Below are 16,546 nucleotides of genomic sequence, written 5' to 3'. Positions count from 1 at the left end.
CGTGGGCCGCTCCTGCGGCTGTCGTTCCGGTCATGGTGTGCGCGCGGGCGCTCAGCGTCCCCACCGCAGCGCCGCGGTCTGCACCGGGGAGTCCCACAGCTCGGTCAGGGCGTCGTCGAGCTTGAGGACGGTGAGCGAGAAGCCCTGCATCTCGAGCGACGTCGTGTAGTTGCCGACGAGGCTGCGTGCGACGGTGATCCCCTTCTCGGCCAGCGCCTCGGCTGCGCGGCGGTAGGCGAGGTACAGCTCGATCTGCGGCGTGCCGCCCATGCCGTTCACCAGGAGCAGCACCTCGTCCCCGGAGGAGAACGGCAGGTCCTCCAGGATCGGGCCGAGGATCCGGTCGACGATGCGGTCGGCCGGCTCCAGCGCGATCTTCTCCCGGCCGGGCTCGCCGTGGATGCCGATGCCGATCTCGATCTCGTCCTCGCCCAGCTCGAAGCTCGGCTCGCCCGCGTGCGGGACGATGCACGGCGTGAGGGCGACGCCCATCGAGCGCACGTTGGCGATCACCGTCTCGGCGATCGTCGCGACCTCGTCGAGGGAGTCGCCCCGCTCGGCCGCCGCGCCCGCGATCCGCTCGACCAGCACGGTGCCGGCCACGCCGCGGCGGCCCGCGGTGTAGAGCGAGTCCTTCACCGCGACGTCGTCATCGACGATCACGCTGCGCACCTCGATCCCCTCGGCGCCGGCGAGGTCGGCCGCGGTCTCGAAGTTCAGGACGTCGCCCGTGTAGTTCTTCACGATGTGCAGCACACCCGCGCCGCCGTCGACGGCCTGCGTGGCCGCGACGATCGGGTCGGGCGTGGGCGAGGTGAAGACGGGACCGGGGACGGCGGCGTCCAGCATCCCGAATCCGACGAAGCCCGCGTGCAGCGGCTCGTGCCCGCTGCCGCCTCCGCTGACGATGCCCACCTTGCCCGAGCGGGGCGCGTCGGCCCGCACCACGAACAGGGGATCCGACACCACCCGGACCAGGTCAGCGTGCGCCAGGCCGAAGCCGGCCACCGACTCCGTGACGACGTTCTTCGGGTCGTTGATGAGCTTCTTCATCGAGGTCTCCTCCAGGATCGGGCCACCACTCGGGCGTCCCGTGACCTGCGGGCGATCCGGCGCGTGGTGGATCGCCGCCCGCACCGTCGCGGACAGCAGCCCCACGTTACGCCCTGCGCTCGCGCCTACGGCAGCGGGACGACGGCGCGCTGCGTCTCGCGGACCCACTCCTCGAGCTTGGCCGTGGCGGCCCCGGAGTCGACGGCCTCCGCCGCGCGGTCCATCGACGTCCGCAGGCGCTCCAGGACGGGCGTGCGCACCAGGTCCGGGTCGCGCGCCAGGTCGAACGCCGCGAGGCCCGCGGCCGCGTTCAGAAGGACGATGTCGCGGACGGGGCCGCCGTCTCCCGCGAGCACCGAGCGCACCACGCTCGCGTTGTAGGCGGCGTCGCGGCCGCGCAGCTCGTCGATCCGGGCGCGGGGCAGGCCCAGGTCGCGCGGATCGAGGTCGTGCTCGACCACGGAGCCGCGCGACACCTCCCAGATGTGGCTGTGACCCGTGGTCGTGAGCTCGTCGAGGCCGTCGTCCCCGCGGAACACCAGAGCCGTCGCCCCGCGCGTCCGGAACACGCCGACGACCAGCGGCACCCGGTCGAGGTGCGCCACCCCGACCGCAGAGGCCTCGGGACGGGCCGGATTGCAGAGCGGGCCGAGGAAGTTGAACACCGTCGGCACGCCCAGCTCGGCGCGCACCGGACCGGCGTGCCGGAAGCCGGGGTGGAAGAGGGACGCGAAGACGAAGGCGATCCCCGTCCGCCGGAACACCTCGGCCACCCGCTCGGGGGAGAGGGAGAGGTCGACCCCGAGTGCCGCGAGCACGTCGGAGGAGCCGGAGGAGGAGGACGCGGCCTTGTTCCCGTGCTTCACGACGGGCGTGCCGGCGGCGGCCGCGATGATCGACGCGGTGGAGGAGATGTTGACGGTCCCGAAGCGGTCCCCGCCCGTCCCGACGATGTCCAGGGCCATCGGGTCCACGTCCAGCGGCACCGCGTGGTCGAGGATCGCGTCGCGGAAGCCGACGATCTCGTCGACGGTCTCGCCCTTCGCCCGGAGGGCCACCAGCAGTCCGGCGAGCTGCGCCGGAGTCGCCGCGCCCTCCATCACCTGCTCCATGGCCCACGTCGCCTCGGAGACGCTCAGATCGGAGGACTCGAGGAGTGCGCTGAGAACGTGCGGCCAGGACAGGGTTTCCGACATGGCTCCCAGATTATGCGACGAGGATCGCCTCCCGGCTAGTGCGACTTCCCTCCCCTGCCATCGGCCATAATGGTCTGTGTGACGAGCACCTCTCTCTCCCCCACGGCCACCGCGCCCGTAGTGAACCGACCCAACCCGGTCGCGGTCGGAACGATCGTCTGGCTGGGCAGCGAGGTCATGTTCTTCGCGGGCCTCTTCGCGATCTACTTCACCCTGCGCAGCACCTCGCCCGAGCTCTGGGGCGCCGAGACCCAGATCCTCAACGTCCCCTACGCGGGCGTGAACACGGTGATCCTCGTGGCCTCGTCGTTCAGCTGCCAGTTCGGCGTGTTCGCCGCCGAGCGCCTGCAGCCGCGTGCGACGGGCCTCAGCCCGTTCAAGTGGGGCATGGTCGAGTGGTTCTTCCTCACCTACGCCCTGGGCGCGGTCTTCGTCTCCGGCCAGGTGCTCGAGTACGCGACCCTCGTCTCCGAGGGCGTCACGCTCTCCAGCAACGCCTACGGCTCCGCCTTCTACCTGACGACCGGCTTCCACGCCCTGCACGTCACCGGCGGCCTCATCGCGTTCCTCCTCGTCATCGGCCGTGGCTTCGCGGTCAAGAACTTCGGCCACAAGGAGGCGACGAGCGCCATCGTCGTCTCGTACTACTGGCACTTCGTCGACGTCGTCTGGGTCGGCCTGTTCGCCGTCATCTACTTCCTCAAGTGACGCGCCCGCCGATGCCCCACTCCACTCCCGACCCCCGCAGGAAGGACGCCTCGATGGCCTCCCCGAAGACGAAGAGCCGAGCCAAGAAGGGTCGCCGCCACCCGCTCGCCACCCTGGCCCTGATCGCCATCGGCCTCGGGCTCACCGGCGGGACCTACGCCGCGGTCGGCGTCGCGACGTCCGCCTCGGCGGAGACGTCGTCCACCAGCCAGCAGACGATCGACGAGGGCTCGAAGCTCTTCGCCGCGAACTGCGCCACCTGCCACGGCCTCGACGCCGCGGGCACCGACAACGCTCCCTCCCTCATCGGAGTGGGCGCGGCGTCGGTCGACTTCCAGGTCGGCACCGGACGCATGCCGATGCAGATGCACGGCCCCCAGGCGCTCGAGAAGCCGGTGCAGTTCACCGACGAGCAGGTAGGCGAGCTCGCCGCCTATGTCGCGTCGCTGGCCCCCGGCCCCGCGATCCCCGAGGGCGAGGTCCTCGACGGACAGGGCGACGCGGCGAACGGCGCCGAGCTGTTCCGCATCAACTGCGCGATGTGCCACAACGTCGCCGGAGCCGGCGGCGCGCTCACGGAGGGCAAGTTCGCTCCCCCGCTGGGCGGCGTGACCGAGGCGCACATCTACGAGGCGATGGTCACCGGCCCGCAGAACATGCCGGTCTTCAACGACCTGAACATCTCGCCCGAGGACAAGCGCGACATCATCTCGTACCTCAAGTACATCGAGGCCAACCCGTCCCCGGGCGGATTCGCGCTCGGCTCCCTCGGGCCGGTCGCAGAGGGCCTGTTCCTCTGGATCTTCGGCCTCGGCGCGATCGTGGCCCTGACGGTGTGGATCACCGCCCGATCCAACTAGACGACTGCAGCGCCCTGACGGGCGCGACTGACCCACGGCACCGACTGGTGCCGACACGGCGTGAAAAGGAGAACCATGGCAGAGCACGATGAGGGTGGCACGGACCTCGCCACCTCGTCGGCCACCGGGCACGGAACGGCTCCGGCCGGCACCGCGGTCGTGACGCGGGACCGCGTCCAGGACCCGGGCCTCCCGCCGCACCGCCCCCGGATGACCGACCTCGACCCCAAGGTCGAGAAGCGTGCCGAGCGCACGGTGTACACGCTCTTCTACCTCTCCTTCGCGGGCTCGATCTTCGCGGTAGCCGCCTACATGGCGTTCCCGATCACCGAGGACGTCGCGTCGGTCCGGCTGAACACGCTGTTCATCGGCCTGGGCATGTCCCTCGCGCTCCTGGGCATCGGCATCGCCGCCGTCCATTGGGGCAAGCAGCTGATGTCGGACCACGAGGGCATCGACATCCGCCACCCCGTCCGCAGCGCGGAGCCCACCCGCGCCCGTGCGCTCGAGATCTTCGACCAGTCCGACAAGGAGTCCGGCTTCGGCCGCCGCTCCCTCGTCCGGAACAGCCTGATCGCCTCCCTCGTCGTGTTCCCCCTGCCCGCCGTGATCCTGTTCCGGGGCCTCGGCCCGCAGGACCAGAACCCCGTCGCCCTCCTCAAGACCACCCTGTGGGAAGAGGGCACGAGGCTCACCCTGGACCCGTCGGGAGCGCCGATCCTCGCATCGGACGTCACCCTCGGATCCGCCTTCCACGTCATCCCCGAGGGCCTCAACGACGCCGAGGGCAAGCTGGAGGAGAAGGCCAAGGCCGCCGTCCTCCTGATGCGCCTGAAGCCGGAGGACCTCATCGTCAGTGAGGGTCGCGAGACCTGGAACTACGACGGAATCGTCGCCTACTCCAAGATCTGCACGCACGTCGGCTGCCCCGTGGCGCTGTACGAGCAGCAGACCCACCACCTGCTGTGCCCGTGCCACCAGTCGCAATTCGACATCACGCGCGAGGCCGCCGTCATCTTCGGCCCGGCGAAGCGTCCGCTTCCGCAGCTCCCCATCACCGTCGACGCCGAGGGTTACCTGGTCGCCAGAAGCGACTTCACGGAGCCCGTCGGACCGTCCTTCTGGGAGCGATGACTCACATGTCCACCACCACCCCCTCACGCCCCTCCAGCTCCCCCGCGGAGCCCGAGGACGGCGTCATCCTCGGATCCGGCAAGTTCCAGAAGGGGTACGTCGGAGCGGCGTCGAACTACATCGACGAGCGCACGAGCATCTCCGCGGTCGTCAAGGAGTTCGGTCGCAAGATCTTCCCCGACCACTGGTCCTTCCTCCTCGGCGAGGTCGCGCTCTACAGCTTCGTCATCATCCTGCTGTCGGGCACGTTCCTCACCTTCTTCTTCCAGGCCTCGATGGTCGAGACGCACTACGAGGGCAGCTATCTGCCCCTCAAGGGCATCGAGATGTCGGCGGCGATGTCGTCCTCGCTCGACATCTCCTTCGACATCCGCGGCGGCCTGCTGATGCGGCAGATCCACCACTGGGCGGCGCTGTTGTTCGTGGCCTCGATCGGCCTGCACATGCTGCGCATCTTCTTCACCGGTGCGTTCCGCAAGCCCCGCGAGCTCAACTGGGTCATCGGCTTCGTCCTCTTCATCCTCGCGATGGCCGAGGGCTTCACCGGCTACTCGCTCCCCGACGACCTGCTCTCGGGCAACGGCCTCCGCATCATCGACGGCATGGTCAAGGGCATCCCGATCGTCGGCACCTGGATCTCGTTCCTGCTCTTCGGCGGCGAGTTCCCGGGCACCGACATCGTCGGCCGCCTCTACACGCTGCACATCCTGCTGCTGCCGGCGCTGGTGCTCGCGTTCATCGCCCTGCACCTCGTGTTCGTGGTCGTCCACAAGCACACCCAGTTCCCCGGTGCGGGCAAGACCGAGCAGAACGTCGTCGGCTACCCGGTGCTGCCGGTCTACGCCGCGAAGGCCGGTGGATTCTTCTTCATCGTCTTCGGCGTCGTCGTCCTCATCGCCTCGCTGTTCACGATCAACCCGATCTGGAACTACGGCCCGTACGACCCCTCGCCCGTCTCCGCGGGAACCCAGCCCGACTGGTACATCGGCTTCGCCGACGGCGCCCTGCGCCTCGTCCCGCCGGGACTCGAGTGGGCCATCCCGGGCATCGGAACCCTGTCGTTCAACATCCTGATCCCGCTCGTCGGTCTCGGACTGTTCATCGCCGTGGTCATGCTCTACCCGTTCCTCGAGGCGTGGATCACCGGTGACAAGCGCGAGCACCACCTGCTCGACCGCCCGCGCAACGCCGCGACCCGCACCGCGATCGGCGCCGCCGGAGTCAGCTTCTACGCCGTCCTCTGGGCCGCCGCCTCGTCCGACCTCATCGCGACGCACTTCCACCTCACGATGGAGGGCGTGATCCACAGCCTGCAGTTCCTGCTCATCGCGGGTCCGTTCATCGCGTACTTCATCACCAAGCGCATCTGCCTGGCGCTGCAGAAGAAGGACCGCGAGATCGCGCTGCACGGCTTCGAGTCGGGCCGCATCGTCCGCCTCCCCGGCGGCGAGTTCATCGAGGTGCACCAGCAGCTCGACGAGTACGAGCGCTGGAAGCTCGTCGGTCAGGACGAGTACGAGCCCCTGATGATCCGTCCGGACTCGCGTGGCCGCATCACCGCCCCGCAGCGCGTCCGCGCCGGCCTCTCCCGCTGGTTCTTCGAGGACCGGATCACCCCCGTCACCCAGAAGGAGCTCGAGAGCTCGCACAGCGAGCACTGATCCTCCCCCGAAGGGCCCGGACGTTCGTTCGTCCGGGCCCTTCGTCGTTCCCGCAGCGGGGCGGCGCCTGTCCTCCGGCGCGGTGGAGGTCGTCGGTGCACCGAGAGCCGGTGAGACCGGATCACAGCGCCTCGACGGCGACAAGCCGGCAGGAACGTGGGGCGATACTCCGGACCTCGAGACCTCCGCTCCTTGAATCACGAGACGCCGTCTCACCGCCGAGCTGGAGACGTCCGCCGCCATCCGATCATGGAGTGAGCCAGCCCCTCTGCGTGCTCGCAGTGTGGTCGTCCGGTGAGGTCCCCGGTCCCCGTACACGTCGAGACGCTCCGGATCGGTTCGAGGGTACCCATTCCCAGCAGGACTATCAGGACTGCCCTCCCCCCCCACTCACGGTCGAACCCTCTGTGATCGGCGACGGCGACGCTCGCCGGTGAGACCGAGGATGCGACCTCCGGACATCGACGACCGTCGCTGCAGCGGCGTCTCAGGCTCCCTGGCGTCGCGCCGACCGGCACACAACCCGCTAGCCGTATCGAGGAGCTCCGAGAGCCGCAGGGGCGCGCGCGGTTCCGCCGGGGTGCGGGCTCCGCTGGGTTCGGAACGGTGTGCAGACGTCCGCAGGGCGGCGCAGGCGCCAGAACAGGCGCAGCAGCCCCACTACAGCCGCAGGCGCAGCAGTATCCGCGATCCGTAGCGCGCCAACCGCCGTCGGCACGCCCATAGGCGCACAGGAGAGCCCCCACAGGCGTAGCCCGCTCACCCGCGACCGGAGCAGGAGCCGTCGCAGCGCGGACCCGTAGGGGTGATGACGCCGGCCGACGCTCCTGCTCGGCGCCGCCCGCTGCACTCGCCTGCGAGCTTCCGCGTCGCGGGCCGTCGGGAGGTGCCCAGACGAGTTCCTCCGCGCGAGACGCCTCTGTGTCCCGCCAGCAGGACACCGAGACAGATCCCGCTCAGCTCGTCATCCCTCACTGAGCGGTCCCGGTCCTCACCGGGAGGTCCCGGCTCTCACCGGGAGGCTTGATCCGCCACCGATCGGCGAGTGACGCCCCTGCACGCAGCCGAACGGCCGAGCCGATCGGGTCCCAACCACGCGCGCTTCCTCCTGACTACACGAAAGGGCCGGGTGCACGGAGCCGAAGCCCTCGTGCACCCGGCCCTCGGCCGTGCGATGCGCCCTAGCGGGCGAAGTACCCGCGGTAGTACTCGTACACCCAGCCAGCGATGGCGACCAGGAAGAGTCCGACGGCGATGTAGGTGATCCAGAACCCCACGGCCAGGCCGAGGAATCCGAGGGCCGCGGAACCGCCCAGGATCAGCGGCCACCAGCTCCACGGGCTGAAGAAGCCCAGCTCGGGGTCTCCGTCATCGATGTCCGCATCGAGGCGATCCTCGGGGAGCTCGGCACCCTGCGCCTTGTGGACGCGGCCGACGTAGAACGCGATGAACGCGCCCAGCACGGCCGAGAGGCCGATGCCGACGGTGCCGACCCACTCCACCTGGCCCGTGTCGAGCAGCGACCACACGATGTACGTGATGTCGGCGAGGAGGAAGAAGCCCGCGAGGAGCCAGAAAAGATTGACGTTGGCGCGCATGGCCCTACTTCACCGTGCCTTCGGACTTGTCGTACGTGGGGGCGTCCGGAGCGTCCTTCGCCGGACCGATACCGACGGGGATGCCGGCCTCGGGGTGGTTGAGGTCGAACGCCGGGGCCTCGCTGCGGATGCGCGGGATCGAGGTGAAGTTGTGGCGGGGCGGCGGGCACGAGGTGGCCCACTCGAGCGACCGGGAGAAGCCCCACGGGTCGTTCACCGTCACCTTGGGCGCCTTGCGGGCCGTGATGTACACGTTCAGGAAGAACGGGATCAGCGACACCGCGAGGATCATCGCTCCGACCGTCGACACCTGGTTCATCCAGGTGAAGCCGTCCTCGGGCAGGTAGCTGGCGTAGCGGCGGGGCATGCCGACGACGCCCAGCCAGTGCTGGATGAGGAAGGTGGTGTGGAAGCCGATGAACAGCAGCCAGAAGTGCCACTTGCCCAGCGTCTCGTTGAGCATCTTGCCGGTCCACTTGGGCCACCAGAAGTAGAAGCCCGAGAACATCGCGAAGACGACGGTTCCGAACACGACGTAGTGGAAGTGCGCCACCACGAAGTACGAGTCCGAGACGTGGAAGTCGAGCGGGGGCGACGCGAGGATGACGCCGGTGAGTCCACCGAAGGTGAAGGTGATCAGGAAGCCGATCGCCCAGATCATCGGGGTCTCGAAGGTCACCGATCCGCGCCACATGGTGCCGACCCAGTTGAAGATCTTCACGCCGGTCGGAACCGCGATGAGCATGGTCATCAGCGAGAAGAACGGCAGCAGGACCGATCCGGTGACGTACATGTGGTGCGCCCACACCGTCACGGAGAGGGCGGCGATCGCGATGGTCGCGTAGATCAGCGTCTTGTAGCCGAAGATCGGCTTGCGGCTGAAGACCGGGAAGACCTCGGACACGATGCCGAAGAACGGCAGCGCGATGATGTACACCTCGGGGTGGCCGAAGAACCAGAACAGGTGCTGCCAGAGCAGGACACCGCCGTTGGCCGCGTCGTAGATGTGGGCGTCGAACACGCGGTCGGCGCCGAGGGCGAACATCGCGGCGGCGAGCACCGGGAACGCGAGCAGCACGAGGATCGACGTCACCAGGATGTTCCAGGTGAAGATCGGCATGCGGAACATCGTCATGCCGGGGGCGCGCATCGTGATGATCGTCGTGATGAAGTTCACCGCGCCGAGGATCGTGCCGAAGCCCGAGAGCGCGAGGCCGAAGACCCAGAGATTGCCGCCGAGCCCTGGTGAGAACGTCGTGCTCGACAGTGGCGCGTACGCGAACCACCCGAACGACGCCGCACCCTGCGGGGTGACGAATCCGGCGACCGCGATGAGCGAGCCGAAGCTGTAGAGCCAGTACGCGAAGGCGTTGAGGCGGGGGAACGCGACGTCGGGGGCGCCGATCTGCAACGGCATCAGGACGTTGGCGAACCCGGCGAAGAGCGGCGTCGCGAACATCAGCAGCATGATCGTGCCGTGCATCGTGAACAGCTGGTTGTACTGCTCGCGCGTCTCGACCACGTTCAGGCCGGGCTCGAACAGCTGGGCGCGGATGACGAGTGCCATCACGCCGGCGATGCAGAAGTAGATGAACGACGTGATCAGGTACATGTACCCGATGACCTTGTGGTCGGTCGACGTCATCCAGCGGACGAGGACGTTCGCCTTGCGCTGGACCGGCGGAGTGCCGGCGGTGCGCGTCGGGCGGGGTGCCGTGGCGGTGCTCATGCTCCCTTACTCCTCGTTCTCGCGGGCCGGCGCGCCGGTTCCGGGAAGGTTCGAATTGCGGTTGTACTCGGCTCCGAGCTGGCCGGTCTGGCCCGCGTCGCGCAGCGACTGGATGTAGTCGTCGTACTCGCCCTGCGAGACGACCTTGACGTTGAAGAGCATCGCGGAGTGGTACTCGCCGCAGAGCTCGGCGCACTTGCCGGCGTAGGTCCCCTCCTTGAGCGGCGTGACGTACATGTAGTTCGTCTTGCCGGGGATCATGTCCTTCTTGTAGAGGAAGTCGACGACCCAGAAGGAGTGGATCACGTCGCGCGCGTCGAGCTGGATCTTGATCTTCTGTCCGACGGGCAGGTAGAGCGTGGGGATCTCGGACTCGACGAGCGAGCCGGCGGCGTCCCCGCCCTCCTGGTACTGGCCCTGGATGCCGGCGGAGTAGACGTCCTCGTCGACGTAGTTGAAGTCCCACGCCCACTGCTTGCCGTACACCTGGATGGTCTCGTCCGGGTCGTCGTAGGGCTGCTCGATCGCGGCCTGGTCGCGCGCGGTGAAGGCGAAGAAGCCGATCACGAGGATCAGCGGCACGATCGTGTAGAAGATTTCGATCGGCATGTTGTAGCGCAGCTGGACCGGCAGGCCGGTCTGCCCCTTGCGACGGCGGTAGACGACCACCGCCCAGATCGTGAGACCCCACGTGACGACGCCGACGGCGAGCAGGACGATCCAGGAGGTGACCCAGAGTCCGATGACGCGGTCGACGTGGTTCGTCGTGCCGGGTTCGGTGGGGAGCCAGCCCTGGAGCTGCTCTTGCGTGCAGCCCGCGAGGACGAGGGCGAGGGCTCCTGCGACGGGGGCAGCGACCCATCTGCGGATTCGGCGATTGAAGCGCACCGGTGACCTTTCGGAAGACTGGGGACCAGTTCACACGAAACTGTATTAGACCGGCCCCAGCCTACCCTTCCGCTCCGGCGGCCCGGTGCACGACGACCCGCTCTTGACGTCCCGGCCGAGTGGTGCAGTCATGACGAACGGCGCCCGACGGGCCACCGGAGTGGACTGTCGGACGCCGTTCGGAGGCGCTGCGGCCCGGGGCCGCGTGGCGTCAGTGGAAGCTGTCGCCGCAGGCGCAGCTGCCGCCCGCGTTGGGGTTGTCGATGGTGAAGCCCTGCTTCTGGATGGTGTCCTCGAAGTCGATCGAGGCGCCGTCGAGGTAGGGGACGCTCATCTTGTCGACGACGAGGCCGACGCCCTCGAACTCCACCGCGGCGTCGCCGTCGAGGGTGCGCTCGTCGAAGTAGAGCTGGTAGATGAGGCCGGAGCAGCCGCCGGGCTGCACCGCGACGCGCAGGCGCAGGTCGTCGCGGCCCTCCTGCTCGAGCAGGCTCTTGACCTTGGCGGCGGCGGTCGGGGTCATCGAGACGCCGTGGGCCGCGCTGGGCGGGGTGGCGAGGGGGGTCGCCGTCTGGTCGGTCAGTGTGTCTGACATGTCACTCCTCAGGGGACGGGCGGAACGGTCGTCGTGCCTTCCGGGATTCTACGGCTGCAACCCGGGTGGTCACCCGGTTATTCCACGACCGGTGGTCAGTCGCGGTGAGCGGCGGCGCGGAGCAGGAACAGCGCCTCGGTCTGCGCGGCGCGCTTGAAGACGCCCAGGTGCAGCGACTCGTTGGGGCTGTGCGCGCGCGAGTCGGGGTCCTCGACACCGGTGACGAGGATCTGCGCCTCGGGGAACTCGCGCACGAGGTCGGCGATGAACGGGATGCTCCCGCCGATCCCGGTCTCGAGAGGCTCGCGTCCCCAGGCGTCCGCCATCGCGCCCTTCACCAGGTCCACGGCCCAGCCGGTCGCGGCGACCAGGAACGGGCTGCCGGTGTCGACGTCCTCGATCGCGAGGTGGGCGCCGAACGGGGAGTTCGCCCGGAGGTGGCTCTCGATGGCGGCGAACGCCTCCTCCGCGTCCTGGCCGGGGGCGATGCGGGCGCTGATCTTCACGCGCACGGACGGGACGAGGGTGTTGGAGGCGTCGACGACGCTGGGCGCGTCGATCCCGGTGACCGTGACGGCCGGCTTCGACCACAGGCGCGAGAGGATCGCGCCGGTGCCGATCGGCGAGACCCCGTCGAGCAGCCCCGAGTCGCGGCGGAGGTCCTCCTCGGTCGTCTCGGGCACCGCTCCGTCGTGCTCGGTGAGGCCGGCGACGGCGACCGAGCCGTCCTCGTTCCAGAGCGTCGCGAGCAGGCGGACCGCCGCGAGCATCGCGTCCGGGACCGCTCCGCCGAGCATGCCCGAGTGCGAGGCGTGCGCGAGAGTGCTGATGGTGAGGGTGAAGGTGACGTTGCCGCGCAGGCCCACCGTCAGCGCGGGGGTGTCGACGTCCCAGTTGTCGCTGTCGGCGACGATGATCGCATCCGCGCGGAGGGCGTCGTGGTGCTCGCGGAGGAAGGTGGGGAACGAGCGCGACCCGAACTCCTCCTCCCCCTCGATGAAGAGGACGAGCCCGAGGTCGTGGTCCTCGCCCGCGACCTCGCGGAGTGCGCGCACCGCGGCGAGGTGGGACACGACTCCCGCCTTGTCGTCGGCGGCACCGCGCCCGTACAGGCGGTCGCCGCGCACGGTCGGCTCGAACGGAGGCGTCTCCCACGCCGACTCCGCGCCCTGCGGCTGCACGTCGTGGTGGGCGTAGAGGAGGACGGTCGGCGCTCCGTTGCGGGCGGCGCGGGTGGCCAGGACGGCCGGCTGGCCGAGCACGTCGGTGCCGTCGATCGTGGCGCTATGGATCGCGACGTCGTCGAAGACGCCCGTCTCGCGCGCGAGCTCGGCGATGGCCTCGGCGCTGGCGGCCACGCGGGTGGCGTCGAAGCCGTCCCACGAGACGGACGGGATCCGCACGAGCTGCCCGAGCTGGGCGAGCGAGCGCGGCAGATCGTCGCGGACGGCGGCGAGGACGGCCTCCTCGTCGGAGGAGAGTGCGGGCGGAGTCGGAGCGTCGTGAGCCATGGAGGTAATCTTAAGAGACCCCCGATTCCAAGGACGTTCCCCGTGGCCAAGCACCCGATCGCAACCGACACGCCCGACGACGCCGGCTCCCCCGGCTCCGGGAAGGGCCGGCCGACGCCGACCCGGCGCGAGCAGGAGCTGGCCCGCAAGCGTCCGCTGGTCGTCACCGACCGCAAGCAGGCCGCCCGCGACGCCCGCGAGAAGGCCGCCGTGTCACGCGAGCAGGCCCGCATCGGCCTGGCCGCCGGTGACCAGCGCTACCTGCCGCTGCGCGACAAGGGTCCTCAGCGCAAGTTCGTGCGCGACTGGGTCGACGCGCGCTTCAGCCTCGGCGAGTTCCTCATCCCGGTGATGGTCGTCGTCCTGCTGCTGAGCTTCTTCCCGCAGCCGGAGCTGCAGTACGCGACGCTGGTCATCCTCTGGGTGTTCTTCCTCCTCGCGGTGATCGACTGCATCCTCCTCGGCATGCGGATGCGCCGGAAGCTCGCCGAGCGCTACGGCGCCGACAAGGTCGAGAAGGGCATCCGCTGGTACGCCGCGATGCGCGCCCTCCAGCTGCGCGTCATGCGACTGCCGAAGCCCCAGGTCAAGCGCCGCGCCTTCCCCGAGTAGTCGGACGGCGGACCACGAAGGGCCCCTGCGGTCACGCCTCGCGCGGCTCCGGGGGCCCTTCGTCGTGCACGGCGGGTCAGGAGGCGCGGGCCAGTCCCCGGTTGATGTCCCGAGCCCACAGGGGCCCGCGGTAGATGAAGGCGGTGTAGCCCTGGACGAGGGTGGCGCCCGCGTCGAGGCGCTCGCGCACGTCCTCGGCCGTCTCGACTCCTCCGACGGAGATCACGCAGAAGGCCGCGGGGACGACGCCGCGGATCACGCGGAGCACCTCGAGCGAGCGCGCGGCCAGCGGGGCACCGGAGAGGCCGCCGGCGCCGGCCGCCTCAACCAGGGCACGATCGGTCGAGAGGCCCTCCCGGGAGAGCGTCGTGTTGGTCGCGATGATCCCGTCCAGACCCAGGCGGACGGCGAGCTCGGCGACCCGGCCGACCTCGTCGTCGGAGAGGTCGGGGGCGATCTTGACCAGCAGGGGCGTCGTGTCGGCGGCGTCCTTGACGGCCGCGAGGAGCGGCTCGAGGCGGTCGATCTCCTGCAGGCCGCGGAGCCCGGGGGTGTTCGGCGAGCTGACGTTCACGACGAGGTAGTCGGCGAGCGGCGCGAGAAGGCGCGTGCTGATCAGGTAGTCCTCGATCGCGTCGTCCACCTCGACCACCCGGCTCTTGCCGATGTTCACGCCGATCACGGGGCGGCGGCGCGCGCTGCGCAGCCGGATCAGCCGCTGCGCCGCGGCCTCGGCGCCGTGATTGTTGAAGCCCATCCGGTTGACGACGGCGCGGTCCGCGATCAGCCGGAAGAGGCGCGGCCGGTCGTTGCCCGGCTGCGCCCGAGCGGTCAGGGTCCCGACCTCGACGTGTCCGAAGCCGAGCGCGCCGAAGCCCAGGACCGCGGTGGCGTCCTTGTCGAAGCCGGCCGCGACGCCGAACGGGGTCTCGAAGCGGAGGCCGAGCGTCTCGACCGCGGGCGTTCCGCGCGGGACGGTGGTCCGGCGCAGGACCGGAGCGAGGGCTCCGAGGGCCCGGATCACCGGGAAGCTCAGGTGGTGCGCCCGCTCCGGGTCGAGGCGGCGCAGGACGGTGCGGAACAGGAGCGGGTACACCCGGGCCTCAGATCTCGTCGGCGCTGTGGGGCACGGAGGTGCGCTCGGCGCGGAGCAGGGTGATCGCAGACTCGAAGTCGTCCAGCGAGTCGAACGCCTGGTAGACGCTCGCGAAGCGGAGGTAGGCGACCTCGTCGAGCTCGCGCAGCGGCGGCAGGATGGCGAGGCCGATGTCGTTCGCGTCGATCTGCGACGCGCCCGTGGAGCGGATGCTCTCCTCCACCCGCTGCGCGAGGACGGCGAGATCGGTGTCGGTGACGGGCCGGCCCTGGCAGGCCTTCCGGACGCCGCTGACGATCTTCTCGCGGCTGAACGGCTCCACGACTCCGCTGCGCTTGATCACGACGAGGCTCGCGGTCTCGGTCGTCGAGAAGCGCCGGCCGCACGACGGGCACTGCCGGCGGCGGCGGATCGAGAGGCCGTCGTCGCTCGTGCGCGAGTCGATCACTCGGGAGTCGGGGTGCCGGCAGAAGGGGCAGAACATCGAGGGCCTCTCGGTCTCAGGCGAAGCGGGCGTCGACGGCGTCGCCGTGGGCGGGCAGCGCCTCGGCGTCGCTGAGAGCGCGGATGTGCGGGGCGACGCGCTCGAGCGCACCGCGGTCGTACGAGATCAGCTGCTGCGGCCGGAGGAAGGTGTAGGCGCCGAGCCCGGAGGAGAAGCGCGCCTGCCCGAGGGTCGGGAGCACGTGGTTGGAGCCGGCGAGGTAGTCGCCCAGGCTCACCGGGGTGGTCGGACCGAGGAAGATCGCGCCGGCGTCGTGGATCCGCTCGGCCGTCGCGACGGGGTCGGCCGTGTGCAGCTCGAGGTGCTCGGGGCCATAGGCGTCGCTGAACGCGCAGGCGAGCTCGAGGTCGTCGACGATCACGAGCGCGGACTGCGGGCCGTCGAGTGCGATGGCCACGCGCTCCGCGTGGTGGGTGGCAGCGGCCTGGGCGGCGACCTCGCGCTCGACGGCGGCGGCGAGCTCGGCGCTGTCGGTGACCAGGACCGCGGAGGCGGCCTCGTCGTGCTCGGCCTGGCTGACCAGGTCGGCGGCGACAAGGCGCGGGTCGGCGGAGTCGTCGGCGATCACGAGGATCTCGGTCGGGCCCGCCTCGGAGTCGATGCCGACCTGGCCGAGCACCTGGCGCTTCGCGGTGGTGACCCAGACGTTGCCCGGCCCGGTGATGATGCTGACGGGATCCAGCCCGATCGAGTCGACGCCGTAGGCCAGTGCGGCGACGGCTCCGGCGCCCCCGACCGCGTAGACCTCGTCGATGCCGAGCAGAGCGGCCGCCGCGAGGATCGTGGGGTGGACGGAGCCGCCGAACGCCTTCTGCGGCGGCGAGACCAGGGCGATGGAGGCGACTCCGGCGGCCTGCGCGGGCACGGCGTTCATGACGACGCTCGACGGGTAGACCGCCTTGCCGCCGGGGACGTACAGCCCGGCGCGGGCGACGGGCTGCCAGCGCTGGGTGACCGTGGCGCCGTCGTCGAGCTCGGTGGTGCGGGGCGGGGGGATCTGTGCGGCGCTGGCGCGGCGGACGCGCGCGATCGCCTCCTCGAGTGCGCTGCGGATGGCCGGGTCGAGGCGGTCGAGCGCCTCGGCGATCTGCTCGGCGGGCACGCGGAGGTGCGGGGGGCGCACGCCGTCCAGCCGCTCCGCCTGGTCGAGGAGCGCCTCCGCGCCGCGTTCTCGGACGTCGGCGATCAGCTCGGCGACGACGGGCCCGACGGAGGCGGACGTGCCCGGATTGCGGGGCACGAGGGCGAGGAGCTCGGCGGAGGAGGGACGACGGCCGCGGAGGTCGAGAGTCTGGATCATGGCCGCCCCAGTCTACGCGCCGCCCTCGTCCAGGGCTACACCGCCTTCATCTACCGCGGGCCCCTGTGGGCTCGGGACATCAACCGGGGACTGGCCCGCG

Annotated in this window: 15 protein-coding genes and 1 pseudogene; 6 read left to right on the top strand and 10 right to left on the bottom strand. The window is 70.1% G+C overall.

Going from position 1 to position 16,546, the window contains the following annotated elements:
- Positions 1-51: 51 nt before the first annotated feature.
- Positions 52-1,053, bottom strand: a complete 1,002-nt coding sequence (gene dhaK / locus C5C36_RS01305) for a dihydroxyacetone kinase subunit DhaK (RefSeq protein ID WP_104224645.1) — start codon at positions 1,051-1,053, stop codon at positions 52-54.
- A 125-nt stretch (positions 1,054-1,178) separates the two neighbouring features.
- On the bottom strand, positions 1,179-2,249 hold the full coding sequence (gene trpD / locus C5C36_RS01300) for an anthranilate phosphoribosyltransferase (protein WP_104225357.1): 1,071 nt from the start codon (positions 2,247-2,249) through the stop codon (positions 1,179-1,181).
- Between the two features lie 69 nt (positions 2,250-2,318).
- Between trpD and C5C36_RS01295 the strand changes: the two genes are divergently transcribed.
- From C5C36_RS01295 to C5C36_RS01280, 4 genes are all read left to right on the top strand, one after another.
- Positions 2,319-2,957 (top strand): heme-copper oxidase subunit III, encoded by a 639-nt coding sequence (locus tag C5C36_RS01295; RefSeq protein WP_104224647.1) that lies wholly within the window; start codon positions 2,319-2,321, stop codon positions 2,955-2,957.
- A gap of 53 nt (positions 2,958-3,010) precedes the next feature.
- Positions 3,011-3,817 (top strand): c-type cytochrome, encoded by an 807-nt coding sequence (locus C5C36_RS01290; RefSeq protein ID WP_104224648.1) that lies wholly within the window; start codon positions 3,011-3,013, stop codon positions 3,815-3,817.
- 75 nt (positions 3,818-3,892) lie between these two features.
- The gene (locus C5C36_RS01285) at positions 3,893-4,951 is read left to right on the top strand and encodes a ubiquinol-cytochrome c reductase iron-sulfur subunit (RefSeq protein WP_104225358.1); all 1,059 of its coding nucleotides are present in this window, start codon (positions 3,893-3,895) and stop codon (positions 4,949-4,951) included.
- Between the two features lie 5 nt (positions 4,952-4,956).
- Positions 4,957-6,612: a ubiquinol-cytochrome c reductase cytochrome b subunit gene (locus C5C36_RS01280; RefSeq protein ID WP_104224650.1), complete on the top strand. Its 1,656-nt coding sequence runs from the start codon at positions 4,957-4,959 to the stop codon at positions 6,610-6,612.
- Positions 6,613-7,793: 1,181 nt separating this feature from the next.
- On the opposite strand, the gene C5C36_RS01275 is transcribed toward C5C36_RS01280, so the two are convergent.
- The 5 genes from C5C36_RS01275 to C5C36_RS01255 all read right to left on the bottom strand — a co-directional run bounded on the left by C5C36_RS01275 (position 7,794) and on the right by C5C36_RS01255 (position 12,933).
- The gene (locus tag C5C36_RS01275) at positions 7,794-8,210 is read right to left on the bottom strand and encodes a cytochrome c oxidase subunit 4 (RefSeq protein ID WP_104224651.1); all 417 of its coding nucleotides are present in this window, start codon (positions 8,208-8,210) and stop codon (positions 7,794-7,796) included.
- Positions 8,211-8,214: 4 nt separating this feature from the next.
- Entirely contained in the window at positions 8,215-9,939 is a 1,725-nt protein-coding gene (gene ctaD / locus C5C36_RS01270) for a cytochrome c oxidase subunit I (RefSeq protein ID WP_104224652.1), read from the bottom strand.
- Positions 9,940-9,945: 6 nt separating this feature from the next.
- Positions 9,946-10,827 carry a cytochrome c oxidase subunit II gene (gene coxB / locus C5C36_RS01265; protein WP_104224653.1) on the bottom strand — a complete coding sequence of 294 codons (882 nt, stop codon included), beginning with the start codon at positions 10,825-10,827 and terminating at the stop codon, positions 9,946-9,948.
- 211 nt (positions 10,828-11,038) lie between these two features.
- Entirely contained in the window at positions 11,039-11,422 is a 384-nt protein-coding gene (gene erpA / locus C5C36_RS01260; RefSeq protein WP_104224654.1) for an iron-sulfur cluster insertion protein ErpA, read from the bottom strand.
- A gap of 95 nt (positions 11,423-11,517) precedes the next feature.
- Positions 11,518-12,933 carry a dipeptidase gene (locus tag C5C36_RS01255; protein ID WP_104309104.1) on the bottom strand — a complete coding sequence of 472 codons (1,416 nt, stop codon included), beginning with the start codon at positions 12,931-12,933 and terminating at the stop codon, positions 11,518-11,520.
- 42 nt (positions 12,934-12,975) lie between these two features.
- Between C5C36_RS01255 and C5C36_RS01250 the strand changes: the two genes are divergently transcribed.
- Positions 12,976-13,545, top strand: coding sequence for a DUF3043 domain-containing protein (locus C5C36_RS01250; RefSeq protein WP_181027102.1), 570 nt, complete (start codon positions 12,976-12,978; stop codon positions 13,543-13,545).
- A gap of 76 nt (positions 13,546-13,621) precedes the next feature.
- Here C5C36_RS01250 and C5C36_RS01245 read toward each other — a convergent pair whose 3' ends face one another.
- Genes C5C36_RS01245 through hisD form a run of 3 tightly spaced genes read right to left on the bottom strand, consistent with a single transcriptional unit; the run spans position 13,622 to position 16,446 of the window.
- Positions 13,622-14,641 (bottom strand): quinone-dependent dihydroorotate dehydrogenase, encoded by a 1,020-nt coding sequence (locus C5C36_RS01245; RefSeq protein WP_104225361.1) that lies wholly within the window; start codon positions 14,639-14,641, stop codon positions 13,622-13,624.
- Between the two features lie 7 nt (positions 14,642-14,648).
- Entirely contained in the window at positions 14,649-15,125 is a 477-nt protein-coding gene (gene nrdR / locus C5C36_RS01240; protein WP_104224657.1) for a transcriptional regulator NrdR, read from the bottom strand.
- A 16-nt stretch (positions 15,126-15,141) separates the two neighbouring features.
- Positions 15,142-16,446 carry a histidinol dehydrogenase gene (gene hisD / locus C5C36_RS01235; protein WP_104246755.1) on the bottom strand — a complete coding sequence of 435 codons (1,305 nt, stop codon included), beginning with the start codon at positions 16,444-16,446 and terminating at the stop codon, positions 15,142-15,144.
- Here hisD and C5C36_RS17930 point away from each other — a divergent pair.
- A pseudogene (locus C5C36_RS17930) lies at positions 16,405-16,546 on the top strand (dihydroorotate dehydrogenase (quinone)); the annotation flags it as partial. The gene hisD and the pseudogene C5C36_RS17930 overlap by 42 nt on opposite strands.

Origin of the sequence: Rathayibacter sp. AY1G1, assembly GCF_002932095.1 — a bacterium.
In the GTDB taxonomy this organism is placed as follows: domain Bacteria; phylum Actinomycetota; class Actinomycetes; order Actinomycetales; family Microbacteriaceae; genus Rathayibacter.
Note: the sequence above shows the minus strand (reverse complement) of the source record. Positions and strands in the feature narration are given on the sequence as shown.